The organism is Nonomuraea sp. NPDC048881 (assembly GCF_040649795.1).
In the GTDB taxonomy this organism is placed as follows: domain Bacteria; phylum Actinomycetota; class Actinomycetes; order Streptosporangiales; family Streptosporangiaceae; genus Nonomuraea.
In genome coordinates this window covers 485,778-501,643 of the sequence record NZ_JBEZGC010000006.1, presented here as the reverse complement: position 1 = coordinate 501,643, position 15,866 = coordinate 485,778, and the positions used below count along the sequence as shown (strand labels likewise).

General features: G+C 71.7%; 15 protein-coding genes. 7 read left to right on the top strand and 8 right to left on the bottom strand.

What is annotated here, in order from left to right; translation table 11 throughout:
* Window positions 1-26 precede the first annotated feature (26 nt).
* Together AB0C33_RS24450 and AB0C33_RS24445 are read left to right on the top strand one after the other, a co-directional pair.
* On the top strand, window positions 27-1,397 hold the full coding sequence (locus AB0C33_RS24450) for a family 2B encapsulin nanocompartment shell protein (RefSeq protein ID WP_358291642.1): 1,371 nt from the start codon (window positions 27-29) through the stop codon (window positions 1,395-1,397).
* On the top strand, window positions 1,397-3,592 hold the full coding sequence (locus AB0C33_RS24445; RefSeq protein ID WP_358291640.1) for a terpene synthase family protein: 2,196 nt from the start codon (window positions 1,397-1,399) through the stop codon (window positions 3,590-3,592). The genes AB0C33_RS24450 and AB0C33_RS24445 overlap by 1 nt, the downstream gene beginning before the upstream one ends.
* Here AB0C33_RS24445 and AB0C33_RS24440 read toward each other — a convergent pair.
* Together AB0C33_RS24440 and AB0C33_RS24435 are read right to left on the bottom strand one after the other, a co-directional pair.
* Window positions 3,559-3,906 (bottom strand): STAS domain-containing protein, encoded by a 348-nt coding sequence (locus AB0C33_RS24440; RefSeq protein WP_358291638.1) that lies wholly within the window; start codon window positions 3,904-3,906, stop codon window positions 3,559-3,561. The genes AB0C33_RS24445 and AB0C33_RS24440 overlap by 34 nt on opposite strands.
* A 412-nt stretch (window positions 3,907-4,318) precedes the next feature.
* Window positions 4,319-4,585, bottom strand: coding sequence for a hypothetical protein (locus tag AB0C33_RS24435; protein ID WP_352322994.1), 267 nt, complete (start codon window positions 4,583-4,585; stop codon window positions 4,319-4,321).
* A 399-nt stretch (window positions 4,586-4,984) separates the two neighbouring features.
* On the opposite strand from AB0C33_RS24435, the gene AB0C33_RS24430 reads away from it, so the two are divergent.
* Complete coding sequence (locus AB0C33_RS24430; protein WP_358291636.1) at window positions 4,985-5,473, top strand: C40 family peptidase; 489 nt, start codon at window positions 4,985-4,987, stop codon at window positions 5,471-5,473.
* A 278-nt stretch (window positions 5,474-5,751) separates the two neighbouring features.
* Here AB0C33_RS24430 and AB0C33_RS24425 read toward each other — a convergent pair whose 3' ends face one another.
* The 3 genes from AB0C33_RS24425 to AB0C33_RS24415 all read right to left on the bottom strand — a co-directional run bounded on the left by AB0C33_RS24425 (window position 5,752) and on the right by AB0C33_RS24415 (window position 7,669).
* Entirely contained in the window at window positions 5,752-6,018 is a 267-nt protein-coding gene (locus AB0C33_RS24425; protein WP_352322992.1) for a hypothetical protein, read from the bottom strand.
* A 503-nt stretch (window positions 6,019-6,521) separates the two neighbouring features.
* Window positions 6,522-6,959 carry a MarR family transcriptional regulator gene (locus AB0C33_RS24420; RefSeq protein ID WP_358291634.1) on the bottom strand — a complete coding sequence of 146 codons (438 nt, stop codon included), beginning with the start codon at window positions 6,957-6,959 and terminating at the stop codon, window positions 6,522-6,524.
* 92 nt (window positions 6,960-7,051) lie between these two features.
* Window positions 7,052-7,669 (bottom strand): type 1 glutamine amidotransferase family protein, encoded by a 618-nt coding sequence (locus tag AB0C33_RS24415; RefSeq protein ID WP_358291632.1) that lies wholly within the window; start codon window positions 7,667-7,669, stop codon window positions 7,052-7,054.
* Window positions 7,670-7,730: 61 nt separating this feature from the next.
* On the opposite strand from AB0C33_RS24415, the gene AB0C33_RS24410 reads away from it, so the two are divergent.
* Window positions 7,731-9,077, top strand: coding sequence for an NERD domain-containing protein kinase family protein (locus tag AB0C33_RS24410; RefSeq protein ID WP_352322989.1), 1,347 nt, complete (start codon window positions 7,731-7,733; stop codon window positions 9,075-9,077).
* An 8-nt stretch (window positions 9,078-9,085) separates the two neighbouring features.
* On the opposite strand, the gene AB0C33_RS24405 is transcribed toward AB0C33_RS24410, so the two are convergent.
* A complete protein-coding gene (locus AB0C33_RS24405; protein WP_358291630.1) occupies window positions 9,086-11,767 on the bottom strand; it encodes a BTAD domain-containing putative transcriptional regulator in 2,682 nt (893 codons plus the stop codon).
* A gap of 115 nt (window positions 11,768-11,882) precedes the next feature.
* Between AB0C33_RS24405 and AB0C33_RS24400 the strand changes: the two genes are divergently transcribed.
* Window positions 11,883-12,791 carry a M23 family metallopeptidase gene (locus tag AB0C33_RS24400; RefSeq protein WP_358291628.1) on the top strand — a complete coding sequence of 303 codons (909 nt, stop codon included), beginning with the start codon at window positions 11,883-11,885 and terminating at the stop codon, window positions 12,789-12,791.
* Window positions 12,792-12,797: 6 nt separating this feature from the next.
* Here AB0C33_RS24400 and AB0C33_RS24395 read toward each other — a convergent pair whose 3' ends face one another.
* Entirely contained in the window at window positions 12,798-13,601 is an 804-nt protein-coding gene (locus AB0C33_RS24395; protein WP_358291627.1) for an FKBP-type peptidyl-prolyl cis-trans isomerase, read from the bottom strand.
* A 107-nt stretch (window positions 13,602-13,708) separates the two neighbouring features.
* Here AB0C33_RS24395 and AB0C33_RS24390 point away from each other — a divergent pair, with 107 nt between their 5' ends.
* Window positions 13,709-14,755 (top strand): DUF2293 domain-containing protein, encoded by a 1,047-nt coding sequence (locus AB0C33_RS24390; protein WP_358291626.1) that lies wholly within the window; start codon window positions 13,709-13,711, stop codon window positions 14,753-14,755.
* Between the two features lie 32 nt (window positions 14,756-14,787).
* Window positions 14,788-15,162 (top strand): MmcQ/YjbR family DNA-binding protein, encoded by a 375-nt coding sequence (locus tag AB0C33_RS24385; RefSeq protein WP_358291625.1) that lies wholly within the window; start codon window positions 14,788-14,790, stop codon window positions 15,160-15,162.
* Here AB0C33_RS24385 and AB0C33_RS24380 read toward each other — a convergent pair.
* Window positions 15,142-15,750 (bottom strand): LysE family translocator, encoded by a 609-nt coding sequence (locus tag AB0C33_RS24380; RefSeq protein ID WP_352322983.1) that lies wholly within the window; start codon window positions 15,748-15,750, stop codon window positions 15,142-15,144. The two genes, AB0C33_RS24385 and AB0C33_RS24380, sit on opposite strands and share 21 nt — an antisense overlap.
* Window positions 15,751-15,866: the final 116 nt, after the last annotated feature.

Here is a 15,866-nt window from a genome sequence, read left to right as displayed (position 1 = left end):
CGGTCCAAGAATTGGTGGTGTTTGTGTTGACGGAGTCGGATCAGCGGCTGAGCCTGGATACCGCCGCGGCGCGGAAACTCGCCACGACGACCAAGACGCCTCCGCAGATGCAGGAGATCTCCTCCCGCTGGTTGCTGCGGATGCTTCCGTGGGTGGACACCGCCGGCACCTATCGGGTGAACCGGCGGCTCACCTACATGGTCGGCGGTGGCCGGGTGAGCTTCTCGCGCACCGGCGCCCGGGTGCGGGTGGTGCCGCCGAGCCTGACCGAGCTGCCGCCGCTGCACGGGCTCGACGACGACCGCCTGCTCGACACCCTCGCGGGGCTGTTCGAGCAGCGGGAGTACGCCCGCGGCGACACGATCGCGCGGGCCGGACGGCCGGCTGACGAGATCATCCTGGTCGCCGACGGCCGGGTCACCCGGTTCCAGCCGGGCGACTACGGCAACCGCCTGGTGCTCGGCACCCTCGGCGAGGGCGACCACGCCGGGACCGAACCACCGGGCGAGCGGGCCGTACGGCACGACACGCTGGAGGCCGGCACCAGGTGCACGGTGCTGGCCCTGCCGTGGGAGGAGCTGCGCGCGCTTGCCGAGAGCACGCCCGCCCTGCGCGACCGGCTCGACCGCCACCGCGCCCGGCGGGCGGCCCCCCAGACCAAGCACGGCGAGGCGGCCATCGAGCTGACGGCCGGCCACCGGGGCGAGCACACGCTGCCGGGCACGTTCGTGGACTACGACCCGGGCCCGCGCGAGTACGAGCTCAGCGTCTCGCAGACCGTGCTGCGCGTGCACACCCGGGTCGCGGACCTGTTCGGCGACCCGATGGACCAGACCGAGCAGCAGCTCAGGCTCACCGTCCAGGCGGTGCGCGAGTCGCAGGAGCGCGAGCTGGTCAACAACCGCGACTTCGGCCTGCTGCACAACGTCGACCCGAGCCAGCGCATCCGCACGCTGACCGGTCCGCCCACCCCCGACGACCTGGACGACCTGGTCAGCCGGCGCAAGAAGTCGCGGTTCTTCCTGGCCCACCCGCGGGCGATCGCGGCCTTCGGCCGGCAGTGCAGCGCGCGGGGCGTCTATCCCGACACCGCCGAGATCGAGGGCGTGCCCGTGCAGTCGTGGCGCGGGGTGCCCATCCTGCCGTGCGACAAGATTCCGATCAGCCGGGCGGGCACCACCTCGATCCTGTGCATGCGCACCGGCGAGAAGGACCAGGGCGTCGTGGGCCTGTTCCAGACCGGCGTGCCCGACGAGCGGGAGCCGGGGCTCAGCGTGAAGCTCACCGGCATCGACCGGAAGGCCGTCATGTCGTACCTGGTCAGCGCCTACTACTCGTGCGCGGTGCTGGTGCCCGACGCGCTCGGGGTGCTGGAGGACGTGGAGGTCGCGAGCTGATGGCTCAGCCGTTCGAACTGCCCGACTTCTACATGCCGTACCCGGCGCGGCTCAACCCGCATCTGGAGGAGGCCCGTACGCACTCCAAGCTGTGGGCGCGCGAGATGGGCATGCTGGAGGGATCGGGCGTCTGGGAGGAGGCCGACCTCGACGGCCACGACTACTCCCTGATGTGCGCCTACACCCACCCCGACTGCGACGGCGCCGAGCTGTGCCTGATCACCGACTGGTACGTCTGGGTGTTCTTCTTCGACGACCACTTCCTCGATGTCTTCAAGCGCTCCGGCGACATCCAGGGCGGCAAGCGGCACCTCGACCGGCTTCCCCGGTTCATGCCGATGGGCGCCGACCTGTCCATGCCGGAGCCGGCCAACCCGGTCGAGGCGGGCCTGGCCGACCTGTGGCTGCGCACGGTGCCGGGCATGTCGGCCGACTGGCGGCGGCGGTTCGCCGAGAGCACCCGCCACCTGCTCAACGAGTCGATCTGGGAGCTGTCCAACATCAACGAGGGCCGGATCGCCAACCCGGTCGAGTACATCGAGATGCGCCGCAAGGTGGGCGGCGCGCCCTGGTCGGCGGGGCTGGTCGAGCACGCGGTGCGGGCCGAGATCCCCGCCCGGCTGGCCGGCACCAGGCCGCTGCGGGTGCTGAAGGACAGCTTCTCCGACGCCGTGCACCTGCGCAACGACCTGTTCTCCTACGAGCGCGAGGTCAGGGACGAGGGCGAGCTGAGCAACGGCGTGCTGGTGCTGGAGACGTTCCTCGGGTGCACGACGCAGGAGGCCGCCGACGCCGTCAACGACCTGCTCACCTCGCGCATGCAGCAGTTCGAGCACACCGCGCTGGGCGAGCTGGGCCCGCTGTTCGTCGAGCACGCCGTCGATCCGCTGTCGGCGATGGGCGTGCTGGCCTACGTCAAGGGGCTGCAGGACTGGCAGTCCGGCGGGCACGAGTGGCACCTGCGGTCGAGCCGCTACATGAACAAGGGCGCGAAGACGGCCCGGCCGCTCGGCGCGAAGTCGCTGGTCGCCGGCACGGGGGCCAAACGGCTGCGCAACTTCGCCCACACCGGGCGGCAGCGCGTCGGCCCCTCGCAGATCCCCGAGCTGTACGTGCCCTTCGAGCTGCGCCTGTCCCCCCACCTCGACGGGGCCCGGCGCAACGCGGTGACCTGGTGCGCGTCCATGGGCCTGCTGGAGGCCCAGCCGGGCGTCGTGGGCTCGGCGGTCTGGGACGCCGAGAAGCTGGCCGACTACGACCTGCCGTTGTGCGCGGCGGGCCTGCATCCCGACGCCACCCCCGAGGAGCTGGACCTGGCCTCGCACTGGCTGTGCTGGGGCACCTACGGCGACGACTACTTCCCCGTCGTCTTCGGCCGGTCGGGCAACCTGGCGGCGGCCAAGGTCACGGTGTCCAGGCTCTCGGCGTTCATGCCGCTGGACGGCACGCCGGCGCCGCCGCCCGTGAGCGCGCTCGAACGCGGCCTGGCCGACCTGTGGGCGCGTACGGCGGGGCCGATGCCGGCCGGCGCCCGCGCGCAGCTGCGACGGTCGGTGGTGACGATGTGCGAGGGCTGGCTCTGGGAGCTGGGCAACGAGGCGGCCCGGCACATCCCCGACCCGGTGGACTACCTGGAGATGCGCCGGCTCACCTTCGGCTCGGAGCTGACGATGAGCCTGTGCCGGCTGCGGCACGCGTACGCGCTGCCCGAGGCGCTGTACGAGAGCGGCCCGATGCGGGCGCTGGAGAACGCGGTCATGGACTGCGGGATGTTGCTGAACGACATCTTCTCGTACCAGAAGGAGATCGAGTTCGAGGGCGAGCTGCACAACTGCGTCCTGGTGGTCCAGAACTTCTTCGACTGCGACTACCCGGCCGCGCTCGGCATCGTCAACGACCTGCTGACCTCGCGGATGAAGCAGTTCCAGCACATCGCCGCGCACGAGCTGCCGATCCTGTGCGACGACCTCGGGCTCGACTGCGCGGCGCGGCAGACGCTCGACGCGTTCCTGGCCGACTGCCGCCATTGGCTGACCGGCATTCTCAACTGGCATCGCGGCTGTCTCCGCTACGACGAGCCGTCCCTGCGCCGGCACCACCGGCCGCCGGCCTTCCGGCTGTCCGGCCCCCACGGGCTCGGCACCTCGGCGGCGACCCTGTTCTACAGCGGCACGTCGTACGGCCGCGGGGCGTAGAACCAGCCCATCATGCGCAGCAGACGTCGCAGGTGCGGCGTGACGTTGCGCAGCCGGATCCACCGTTCGTCCGGGGGCAGCGCGGGCAGCGCCAGCACCCGCAGCCCGGACAGGTCGACGAAGGTCAGCTCGCCGGTGTCGACCACGATGTACGTGCTGCCCCCGCGCGAGTCGGACAGCGTGCTGGCGAGCGCGGGGCTGTTGGTGACGTCGACCTCGCCGGACAGGGCGACGGCCGGGGCTCCGGGGACGACCCGCAGCGTGATGCTGAGCTGCCCGTCCTGATAGAGCAGCCGCTCTTCGAGATCGTTCACGACGTGCGCACCCCCCAACAGCTATGGACAGGGGGTTGCCGGTGGGATGACCGTCAAGCTTCCTCCCGGCCGTGGTGGCCGCCCTGAGGAGGTCGCGGTTCCTTCGCCGCGCTGACGATTAACCCGAAACCAGATTACACGAAGTATGTTTCGCTATGTAATGTTCAGGAGAAAATGACCGAATTGCAGCCGAATAATGAAGGGTTGCACCGGTCTCTGCAGACGCACGAAGCCGGCCCAGCACGCAGGGCTGGGCCGGCTTCGGACCGTCCTCTCGGCGGGGCCCGCACGCGTCCCGCCGCGGCCGATCCGGAGGCGTTCGGCAAGGTGCCGCCACGAGGGGTCGTGGCTGCCGGAACGCCTTCGGGTCAGCCTGACGGGCGCGCGGACGGGCCGCCGCCGGTCAGCGGTCTCAGTTGTTGTCGCCGTAGTTGCTCTGGGCGTCCAGGACGTTGAGCTCGATGTCCTGGAGGTGCAGGGCGGTGAGGACGTCGATGTACTTGACGGAGTCGTTGAGGACGTCGTTGGCCAGCGTCAGGTCGTCCAGGATGGACAGCTGGCTCAGGATGGCCTTGCCGCCGTTGTAGGCGTTGGGGCCGACGTCGGCCGAGGCGCTCGTGGCGGTGAACCCGAACAGCGCGCCGGCGATGGCTGCACCGGTGAGAATGCGACGCATCATTTTTTACTTCCCTTTCATCGGAATCGGCGCAGCGGTGCGCGTCATCATTTATTACCCCGCCTCCCGAGTGGCAGGAATTTCGCGAATAACGATCTCGTGGGGCTGCGGTGGGCCGCAAGGAAAATATGCTAAGCCAAAGTCAAGTACCCGCACTTATTCCTTGGCCGTCGATCAGGCGAAAGACATCCCGAAATGCCCCGAAATAGTGTGACTCGTCGGGCACGGCAGGTTGTTTTATCCCCATACTCCCGGAGCAGGTAATCGGGAGAAGTCGCTTGAAACGCCGTGCCGTCACGACGGCGCGACCGGCCACGCGGGGGTGCCGAATATGCCATGAACGGACTACTGCGATCGTTGGCTATTGCATTGGCGCACACCATTGTGTGCGTTTCCCATTCGATGCCCGCGCAGGGCGCCGCGGGCTGCCATCCGCACGGGTGCCGCGCGCAGGCCCCGGCCGTCCGGTCGGCGGCGGGCTCGATCGCGCTGCGGGCGGCGATAGAGATGATCGGCGTCCCGTACTCGTGGGGCGGCGGCGGTCCGGGCGGCCCCGGATTCGGAATCGGCAAAGGGGCCAGGACCTGGGGATTCGACTGCTCGGGCCTCACCGAGTACGCGTGGGCGCGGGCCGGCGTGGCCATCGGGACGACGACGTACGAGCAGTGGCGGTCCGGGATCCGGATACCGCGGGAGGAGATCCAGCCCGGGGACCTGGTGTTCTACGACAGCGACGTCGACACCCCCGGCCCCGAGCACGTGGCGCTCGCGGTGGACGGCACGCAGATCGTGCACGCGCCCTTCAGCGGCGAGTTCGTCCGGCTCGACGCGCTGGAACGGCCGCGCTTCCTGGGCGTCGTACGCCCGAGCCCGGGCCGTTCCGACGCCTAGGCCGAGCCCGGCTGGCCGAGTTCGCCGGCCGGGCCCGCGCGGAGCCGGGTGCGCCTACGCGTGAGCCCCGCGGCCCAGGTCGTCCTGCAGTGATCGACCTGGGCCGCGAGGCGTTCAGAGCTCGGTGCGCACCAAGCCCGTGCCGTGGCCTCGCGAAATGCCACGGCCCGTACTTTCGGTCCACCTCAAGGCACCAGGAAGGCGACCTTGGCCGGGCGGATCCGCGAATTCTCCTGCGGGTCGCCGATCGTCTTCCTGCCTACGCCACGCGAGGAGGCTCAGTTGTTGTCGCCGTACTTGTCCTGGTTGTTGAGGACGTTGGCCTCGATGTCGTTCAGGTGCAGCAGGGTGAGGATGTCGATGTACTTGATGGAGTCGTTGGCGACATCGTTCAGCGCCGTCAGGTCGTCGAGGATGCTCAGCTGGCTCAGGATGCTCTGCCCGTTGTTGTACGGGTTGGGGCCGACGTCCGCGGACGCGGCGGAGGCGGAGAAGCCGAGAGCGGTGACCGCGATAGCTGCACCGGCCAGAATGCGACGGATCATGTTTGCTTTCCTCCATGGATCGGCGCTGAATTTGTGCGCCATGGTCGTTTGTGCAGGGCTGTGAGGTGCCGCAAATAACCATCGCGGCAGGCAGCGAAAATCGCAACTCGGAATGCCCTAACGAAGGTCAAGGAGACGCCTCGATTTCTTGGCACTCGGTTTCCGCGCTCATCGACGGGGCACTGCATATATCCCGGTCGGGCTGCCCGGTGAACGGGATTCTTTTGGCCTTCCGGCGGCGATGTTGGGGCGTTCGTGCCCTGCCGTTCAGGCAACGATCACCCGAAACTTGAGGAACGACCTACGACGCCGGGGCCCGAGTTCGGCGAATTTGGCGACCAGGTGAGTGGTTATCCAGGTGATCGCCTCGGAGGTGCTGTTCCGCTATTACCGGACGACGGTCGAGCCGGATGTCCCGCTGACCTGCGAGAACGCCCCCGAACCAAAACCGCCCCCTCCCGTCGAAGGACAGGGAGGGGGCGGGACGCGCGGGAGAGGCCGGGTCAGGGGGTGATCAGGCGGTCGAGGGCTGCGGTCAGGCGGTGGAGGGCGGTCAGGGATTCGCGGGCGGCGTCGAGGCCGAGCACGTCCACCAGGCGGTCGGCGAACTCGCGGTGGCCCGGGACGATCCCGGCGATCGCCTCGCGGCCCGCCTCCGTCGGCTGGAGGAGCTTGGCGCGGCGGTGGGCGGGGTTGGGCCGGTATTCGGCCAGGCCCCTCTCCACCAGCAGGTCCGCGATGCGCTGCACACCCTGGCGGGTCATGCCCATCACCCGGGCGATCCCCGCCACGGGCAGCGGCTCCCCCAGGACGGCGCCCAGCACCTGCCACCAGGCCGCCGTCATGCCCGCCGGCTTGGCCAGCTCCTCCGCCACGTGCAGGAACTGGCCGTTGAGCCGGAACGACGCCAGGGCCAGACCGGACAGCAGCTCGGCCGCCACGCTCTCACCGCCGTCACCGCTCCCACCTCGCCCGCCACCGCTCCCGTCGCGGCGGGCATGGGGGTCTCCGGGATCGGGGCTGCCGCCGGGGGTCATGCGGCCATCAGCACCTCGAACGCCGAGGCGTCGCTCTCGCCGAACAGGCGGTACCAGGCGTCGAGGACGTCGGGCCGGTAGACGTCGAGCCGGCGGAAGATCTCCCGGGCGAAGGCGACGGGCTCGGTCGGGCCGGCGGTGACGAGGTCGCCGTCGAGCACGGCGTCCGCCTCCTGGTAGTGCCCGGCTCCGGCATAGCCCTGCTGGGCCCCCAGGTACGGCAGCGCCGCGCTGGTGTGGCCGCGGTCGTCGAGCAGGCCCTCGCGGGCGAGGCCGGCCGTGGCGCCGCAGATGGCCGCCACCGGCACCCCCGCCTCCAGGAACTCGCGCGCCTTGCGGGCGAACGGCGCCAGCTCGTCACCCGCGTCCCACAGGTCGGCCCCCGGCAGGATGAGCAGCGAGCTGCCCTCGGGCGTGAGCCGGTCGAGCGCGAGGCCCGGGGTGACCCGCAGGCCGCCCATGCTGACGACGGGCTCGCCGGTCAGGCCGACGTTGACGATCTCGTACGCCCCCGGCTCGCGCTGGAAGCGCTCGCTGCGCAGATGGGCGGTCGCGTGCCCGGTCTCCCAGTCGGCGAAGGTGTCGTAGACGGCGTGGTGGATGATTCCCTTCATGACAACATACTGTCATTTCGACAGCATGTTGTCAATGGAGAACCGTGCGAGGATAGGCGCCATGGCACAGATCGTCGGCGGAGGACGGCCGGTCAACGACGCCGAACGGCGCGTGATCTCCTACTTGCGCGACCACGCCCCCGCCGACTGGCTGCTGCTGCACAACGTCGAGGTCCCGCGCGGCGACGACGTGTTCGAGGTCGACCTGCTCGTGCTGACCGCCCACTCGCTGGTGGTCGTCGACGTCAAGGGCACCCGCGGCCGCATCGAGGTGTCCGGCACCCGCTGGTACCCGCCGCGCCGGGAGGCGTTCGGCTCTCCGGTGACCAAGCTGCGGGGCACGGCCAAGGCGCTCAAGGGCCTGCTGGTGTCCAGGGCCACCCAGCTCGAACGCGTCTACGTCGACAGCCTGGTCGTGCTCACCTCGCCCGACGCCGAGCTGGTCGACCAGGCCGGCCGCGACGCCCCCAACGTCACCGACCTGCCCGGCCTGGTGGCCACGCTGGGCGACGTCTCGCGGGTCAGACGGGGGTGCAGCCCCGACGTGCGCCCCTACCTGACGGCGGTGCTCGACGCGCTCAACCACACCGTGCGCCGCAGCACCGCGCCGCCCAGGTTCGGCAACTGGGAGGTCGAGGAGCAGCTCGGCGGCGACGCCAAGGTCACCGAATACCGCGCGTTCAACGCCACGCTGCCGGGCAGCGAGACCGTGCTGCTGCGGGTCTACCAGGCCGATCCGCTGGCCGACCACGAGGCGCGGGCCGCCGAGCGTCAGCGCATCGCCAACGCCTACCAGTCGCTGGCCCGCATCCCGCCCCATCCGTGCGTCGTGCGCTCGCGCGACTTCTTCGCCATCGACGACGAGAGCCGGTTCGTGCTGGTGCTCGACGACGTCCACGGCGAGGCGCTGCACCTGTCGCTGGGCAAGGGGGCCCGGCTGGGCGTGATCCAGGACCTGCTGCGCGGGCTCGCGCACGCGCACGCCAACGGCGTCGTCCACCGGGCGCTCACGCCCGGGTGCGTGCTGGTCACCGACGACGGGCACGCGGTGTTGACCGGCTTCGACTACGCCAAGCCGGGGCCGCGCAACTACACGGTCGCCCACGAGCTGGGCAACGTGCTCGACGCCCATTACGTGGCGCCCGAGTGCCAGGAGCGTCCCGACCGGATGACCACCGCGTCCGACGTCTACGCGGCGGGGGCCATCGCCTACCAGCTGCTCACCGGGCAGCTCCCGACCAGCTCCGACGCCCACGGTCCCGACGTCCCCGACGTGGTGCGCCGGATGCTCGACCACTCCCCGGCCAAGCGGCCGAGCGCCGCCGAGGCGCTCGACGCGCTGCAGGGCGTGCCGTTGCAGCAGTCGCGGCTGCGGCGGCTGGTCCGCCGCCTGGTCTCCGGTCCCTGACGTCCCCCTCAGGCCGGCAGGCTGCGGCGCAGGGCGCTGGCGTGCCTGAGGTAGTCGAGGGCCAGGCCGGTGCGCCCGGCCGAGCGGTGCAACTCGCCGAGCAGCTGGGTGGCCGACGCCTCGCCGCTGCGGTCGCCGAGCTCCTGGAAGACCTCCAGCGAGCGTTCGAGGCCGGTCGAGGCGCGGGTCAGGTCGCCGCGCGCCGCCTGGAGGCCCGCGAGGCTCTGCAGCGCGTACGCCCCGCAGTGGCGGTCGCCGAGCGACTCGAAGATCTCCAGGGCGTGCCGGTGGAACGACATCGCCTGGTGCAGCCGGCCCATCTGGAGGCACACGCAGCCCTCGCGGTGGGCGTCCCCCAGCTCCTGGGCCAGCCGCATGGCCTCGCCCAGCGACTCCGCCGCCTGGACGAGGTCGCCCGAGGTCAGGCAGGCCCGGCCGATGGCCTGCCGGGCGAACGCCTCGCCGTGCCGGTCCTCGGAGGCGACGAACATGGCCAGCGCCCGGCGCAGATACCCGAGCGACTGGAGGTGCCGGCCGCGGAACTGGTTCACGGCGCCGAGCCCGCAGACCGAGGTCGCCTCGGCCCTGACGTCTCCTATTTCGTGAAATATCTGGCGGGAGAGGGTGAAGCCCTCGGCGGACTCCTCGTACCGGTCCTGGTAGAGGCTGACCTGGGCCAGGCCCCTGAGCATGGCGGCCTCGCCGTACCGGTCGCCGGCGGCGCGGGCGGCGGCCAGGGCGGCGGTGTGCGTACGGCGCCAGGTGCCGAGGTGGCAGTGCAGGTCGAGGTAGGGCACCATGGCGGCGGCCAGCCCCCAGGCCGACTCGGCCAGGCCCAGCTCGGCCGCCAGGTCCACGGCTCCGGCCAGCGCCTCGTGCTCCGACTCGAACCAGGTGATCGGGTCGGCGGTGAGCCGGTCGAGCGTGCGCGCGGGCAGCCGCCACCTGGCCGCCCTGGCCGCGGTGAGGCTGAAGACGGTGGTGGGCAGGCGGGCCATGGCGTGCTCGGTGGTGGCCGTCCAGGCCGCGAGCACCCGGGCCAGCGCGCCGCGGTCGGGGCCGCGGTCGCGGGCGTGCCTGCCGACGAGGTCGGGCACGCGGTAGCGCGGCTGGCCGACGTCGTCGGTGCCGACCGGGTCCAGCAGGTGGGCGTCCACGAGCAGGTCGGTGACGTCGTGCGCGCCGTGCCGGCCGAGTGCCGCGTCCACCACCCAGCCCGGCTGCGCCCCGGCGGCGGGCCCGAGGACGCCGAGCGCGCTCAGGGTACGGGCCGCCTCCGCGGGCAGCCTGCGGTACCCGGCGTCGAGGCAGGCCCGCACCTCCTTCAGCTCGGCCAGCCAGTCCTCTTCGAGCCGCTCGCGCAGCACCGACAGCGACCAGCCGGGCCGGGCCGCCAGCCGGGCTCCGGCGGCCCTGACCGCCAGGGGCGACCCGCCGCACAGCGTGACGACGGCCAGGGCGTCGGCCGGTTCGCGGGCCACCCGCCCGGCCCCGGCGACGCCGCCGAGCAGCGCCAGCGACTCCTCCGGCGACAGCTCGCCGAGCTCGACGCGCAGCGCGCCGGGCAGCTCGGTGATCCGCCGCCTGGTGGTCACGATCACGGCGCTGTCGTTGCCGGGGAGCAAGGGGCGTACCTGGGCGGCGTCGCGGGCGTCGTCCAGCAGGACCAGCATCGGGCGTTCGGCCAGCAGCGACCGCAGCAGCGCCGACCGCTCGCCGGGCGTCGGCGGCGCGCCGGTCACGCCGAGCGCCCGCAGCGCCTCGGCCAGCAGCTCGCCCGGCGCCCTGCCGCCGAGCTCCAGGTAGAGCTGCCCGGCGGGGAAGGCCGGGCGCAGGCGGTGGGCGGCGTGCACGGCCAGGGCCGACTTCCCCACACCGGGCGGGCCGGAGATCACCGCGACCGAGAACGTCCCGGCCAGCGCGGCCAGGGGGGCGGCCCGGCCGATGAAGTCCGGCAGGTCGGGCGGGAGCTGCCGAGGCACGGCCGGCGCCGCCCGACCCTCGTCGGCCAGGATCAGCTCGTACGCGCCGCGCAGCTCGGCCCCCGGCTCGACGCCGAGCTCGTCCACGAGCTGGTCGCGGACCGCCGCGTACGTGCGCAGCGCCTCGGCCTTGCGGCCCCCGCGGTGCAGGGCGAGCAGCAGCCGGCCCCACAGGTCCTCCCGGTAGGGATGCTCGACCAGCAGGCCGCGCAGCTCGTCGGCGGCGCCGTCGTGGTCGCCGGCCTTGAGGCGCCGCTCGATCAGCGACTCGGCGGCCCGCAGCCGCAGCCGGTGGAGGTGCTCGATCCGGCGGTCCCAGACCGGGCTGCCCGGCAGGTCGCTCAGTGGCGCGCCGCGCCAGAGCGCGAGGGCCGCGCCGTACTCGCCGCGACGGGCCAGCTCTTCGAACAGGCGCAGGTCGAGCGCGCCGTCGGCGACGTCGATGGTGTAGCCGGCCCCGGCGGCGCGCAGGCCGACCGGGCCGAGCTGGGACCGCAGCGAGCTGACGTAGGTGCGCACGTTGGCCAGCGCCGAACGCGGCGGGCGCCCCGGCCAGAGCACCTCGGCGAGCCGGTCGGCGCCGACCACCTGCCCCGCCTCCAGCAGCAACGTGGCCAGCAGCATGCGGGGTTTGCCGCCGGAGATCCGTAGGGGACGGCCGGCGGAGCGGATCTCCAACGGGCCGAGGACGTGGAAGGTGACCGTCATGACAGCATCAGCCCCTTTACGGGAGATCTGACAGCTCTTTGTATCGGTTCTGGATGATTCTTGTGCGGCCAATGCGGACTCTGGTGTCACAGATCCCACTGGAAAGGATCACCCCATGAAGCTCAGCCGATCAATGGTCGCCGGCCTGGCATTGTTACTCGGCCTCGGCACGACGACCCCCGCCTTCGCCGACCCGGAGCCGGAGTCCGCGCAGGCGCAGCTCCTCGCGACGAACTTCCAGATGCCGTTCCCCTGCGGCCAGACCTGGACCGGCAACTCCAGCGCGAGCAGCGCCCACCAGTCGTGGGAGATCGACTTCAACAGGGGCAGCACCGCCGACGCCGACCTCGGCGACCCGGTCGTGGCCGCCGCCTCGGGAACGGTGGTGATCTCGGCGCACCAGGGCTCGACCAACGGCTACGGCAACCTCGTCAAGATCGACCACGGCGGCGGCTGGTCCACCTACTACGCCCACCTGAACACCCGGCTGGTCAGCGCCGGCCAGTCCGTCTCGCAGGGCCAGCAGGTCGGCACGGTCGGCAACACCAGCAAGCCGGGCAACAACATCAGCCCCCACCTGCACTACGAGGTGCGCCTGGGCACCAGCTACCCGTCGAACATCCAGAAGGCCGTCTTCAACGGCGTCACCTTCGGCTACCCGGTGCAGACGCTGAGCTCGAAGAACTGCGGCGGGTCCAGCAACCCGTACACGCCGCAGGAGGCCTGCGGCGCCGGCTACGACGTGATCGACTCGGCCGGGCTCGGCACCGACGGAACCGTCTACCTGCTCTACAACGGCTCCAACGGCAACAACTGCGTGGTCACCATGAAGGCGAAGTCGCTCGGCACGGCGACCGCGACGACCGCCTACCTGGAAGTGCAGGGCAGTACCAGGAAGACCGACTCCGGCAACTACGGGTACTACGCCGGTCCGGTCTACGCCGCCGCCGCGAACACGTGCGTCAAGTGGGGCGGCAAGGCCGGCGCCTCGGCCTACGACAGCCCGTTCGAGCACTGCGGCTGAGGCGGCTCAGGCAGTCGTGATCGTGTCGAGGACGTCGATCACGTACAGCATGGGCCTGTCCCCCGGGGAGCCCACGGCCAGCCGGCTGCCGACCTGGCTGCCGACCAGCGCCTCCAGCCAGGCGGGCGGCACCGAGCCGGGCCTGAGCGTGAAGGCGCTGGGACCGCCCTTCCGGTAGGACGAGTCCACCACCGTGCGGGACGGCCAGGACGCGGCCACGTACTGGATGACCACCTTGGAACCGGCCGTGACGTCCCGTCCCGAACCGTCGATGAGGGTCCGGGGCGGGGAGTCCGGCCGCAGGTCGGACGGGATCGCCGGCAGCGCCCGCCCGACGAGCCGCGCGTCGGGCGGGTAGCCGCCGAGGATGTCGAAGACCACCACCAGCGTGTCGGCCGGCGAGACGCCGGTCAGCGGCACGTTCGGGCCCAGAGCCTCGGAGGCCGGGCTGACCAGCATCACCCGGCTGCCGGCCGGCCTGTCGATGAGCGAGGCCCGCCAGGTCTCGGAGACCTGCCTGCCGTCGAAGACGACCGTGGTGGGCTGGTTGCCGTCGTAGGTGCTGAGATACGGCTTGTTTCCCGACCATCGCCGGATGTCCACGTCGGCGAGCACGACGTCCCCCGGGACCGTACGCCGGCCGTTGCCCATGGAGAGCACCGTGATCCGCGGCGTGCGCCCCGGCTTCCCCCGAGGTATGGCGACGACGGGCTTGCTGCCGAACGCGCCCGTCACGACGGGCTGCGAGCCGTCCTCGGCGACGCCACACGAGGTGGCCAGCATGAGTACGGCAGGCCAGAGCAGGCGCACGATTTCCCCCAAGATGCCAGATCCGAAGGGGTTACTTGCCGCAATAGCCAAAAGGAAAGCTGCGGGTCTCGCCATCTCACGACAAAGGGCGCGGGAGACTGGACCGCGTGAGCAAGCCCAACCTGGCCCGCAGGGTCGCAGAAGCAGCCGAGATCGCGTTGACCAACCGCCACTACGTGACGTTCATCGACGTCGTGACGGGGTTGCGCTGGCTGCGGTCCCGGCACGTGGACCTCTGGCGGCAGGGCCGCGCCGGCACGCTGGCCGAACTGGCCGCGGTGGACGAGGAGCGGCTGCTCGTCACGGCCGGGCTGCTGCGGGAATGGGCCCTGGCCAAGGGGCTGCGGCCGGTGGAGACGCCATACGTGGCCGGCACCCGCGACCGGCGCGACCTGCGCTTCACCTCCGGCCACGGGCAGGACGCCTTCCGCGTCCACTGGCTCTCGCCCGATCTGAGCGAGGCCCGGGTGCGGCGGCTCACCGAGCGGCAGAGCAAGGTCCCCGACCTGGTGGCCGTGGTCTCCGAGGACCCGTGGACGTGCGCGTCCTGCGGCGACACCGGGCCGTACCTGATCATGGAGGACGACCGGCCCCACTGCCTGAGCTGCGCCGACCTGGACCACCTGGTGTTCCTGCCGGCGGGCAACGCGGCGCTCAGCCGGCGGGCCAAGCAGGAGAGCGGGCTGTCGGCGGTGGTCGTCCGGTACAACCGGCGGCGCAAGGTCTACCAGCGCCAGGGCGTGCTGGTCGAGGAGGCCGCGCTGGCCGCGGCCGAGGAGCGCTGCCTGGCCGACGAGGAGGCGCGGCTGCGCCGCCGCGAGCGCGACCAGGTGCGCAGGGCCGAGCAGGACGTCGCCTTCCAGGCGGCGATGGCGGCCGAGATCGCCCGGCTGTTCCCGGGCTGCCCGGCCGAGCGGGCCCGCGAGATCGCCGAGCACGCCGGCCGGCGCGGCAGCGGCCGGGTGGGCAGGACGGCGGCGGCCAGGGCGCTCGACGAGAACGCCATCACGCTGGCGGTGATCGCGTCGGTCCGGCACCTCGACACCGACTACGACCGCCTGCTCATGTCCGGCGTCCCCCGGATGGAGGCCAGGGACCGGATCAGGGACGCCATCGAGGCCAGGCTCACGGAGTTCCGGCGACCGCCCCGATGACCGCGCGGGCCCGTCTTCGGTACCGTCCATGCATGGACGACTGGCACACCGTGCGTGCGGAACTGCGGGCCTTCGCGTTGGGGCTGCCCGAGACCCACGAGGACCATCCGTGGGGCGAGACGGTCATCAAGGTCAACAAGAAGGTCTTCCTGTTCCTCGGCCTGGACGAGCAGACGGAGAAGTGGGCCCCGACGTTCGGCGTGAAGCTGCTGTCGGAGGCGCACGGCCACGCGCTGACCGTCGAGGGCGCGGCCCCCAGCGGGTACGGCCTGGGCAGGGCCGGCTGGGTGACCGTGCCGTTCCTGTCGGCGCTGCCCGAGACCGACGTGCTGCTCGACTGGGTCGAGGAGAGCTACCGGGCCATCGCCCCGAAGCGGGCGGTCAAGCTACTGGACGGCCAGCCGTAGCGCGAAGGCGACCAGCAGCACGCCGGTCACCCGCTCGACCCTGGCCCGCACCCGCGGCCTGCGCAGCAGCGCGCTCACCCGGTCGATGATCACGTTGTAGAGGCTGAACCAGAGCACGTACAGCACGGCGATGATCCCCGACAGCAGCAGGGCCCGTCCCAGGGTGTCGCCGTGGCCGGGCAGGAACTGCGGCAGCCAGGTCACGAAGAGCAGCAGCACCTTGGGGTTGAGCAGGTTCGACAGCAGCCCCCTGCGCACGTGCACGAGCGGCGAGCCGGTCGGGGGCGCGGCGCCCTCCACGGCCTTGGCCCGGTTCCGGCTCGACAGCAGGGCGTGCACCCCGAGCCAGAGCAGGTAGCAGATGCCGAGGGCGCGCACCACGGTGAAGGCGGTGGGCGAGGCGGCCAGCAGCGCCGACAGGCCGACCGCGGCGGCCGCGGCGTGCACGGACAGGCCCAGCAGGCCGCCGAGCATGGTCAGCAGGCCGGCCACGCGGCCGTGGGCGAGGGAGTTGCGCATGATCAGGGCCGCGTCGGGGCCGGGGATCATGATCATGATCAGCGTCGTGACCGCGAAGGTCAGCAGCATGGCGGGGGTCTCCCGGAGCTGGGGGCGCGCTCCCGCCCGACCCGCCGGGTGTGCGGAGGTCGCACGGTCACGCGGGCGAACATCGTCAGTGCCTTGTGGGCACCGGCCATGATATC

Bases quoted from the DNA above. Each gene is read 5' to 3' on its own strand.
- AB0C33_RS24445 (WP_358291640.1), top strand. From the start codon at position 1,397: ATGGCTCAGCCGTTCGAACTGCCCGACTTCTACATGCCGTACCCGGCG.
- AB0C33_RS24435 (WP_352322994.1), bottom strand. From the start codon at position 4,585: ATGATGCGTCGCATTCTCACCGGTGCAGCCATCGCCGGCGCGCTGTTC.
- AB0C33_RS24430 (WP_358291636.1), top strand. From the start codon at position 4,985: ATGCCCGCGCAGGGCGCCGCGGGCTGCCATCCGCACGGGTGCCGCGCG.
- AB0C33_RS24425 (WP_352322992.1), bottom strand. From the start codon at position 6,018: ATGATCCGTCGCATTCTGGCCGGTGCAGCTATCGCGGTCACCGCTCTC.
- AB0C33_RS24415 (WP_358291632.1), bottom strand. From the start codon at position 7,669: ATGAAGGGAATCATCCACCACGCCGTCTACGACACCTTCGCCGACTGG.
- AB0C33_RS24410 (WP_352322989.1), top strand. From the start codon at position 7,731: ATGGCACAGATCGTCGGCGGAGGACGGCCGGTCAACGACGCCGAACGG.
- AB0C33_RS24405 (WP_358291630.1), bottom strand. From the start codon at position 11,767: ATGACGGTCACCTTCCACGTCCTCGGCCCGTTGGAGATCCGCTCCGCC.
- AB0C33_RS24400 (WP_358291628.1), top strand. From the start codon at position 11,883: ATGAAGCTCAGCCGATCAATGGTCGCCGGCCTGGCATTGTTACTCGGC.
- AB0C33_RS24385 (WP_358291625.1), top strand. From the start codon at position 14,788: ATGGACGACTGGCACACCGTGCGTGCGGAACTGCGGGCCTTCGCGTTG.
- AB0C33_RS24380 (WP_352322983.1), bottom strand. From the start codon at position 15,750: ATGCTGCTGACCTTCGCGGTCACGACGCTGATCATGATCATGATCCCC.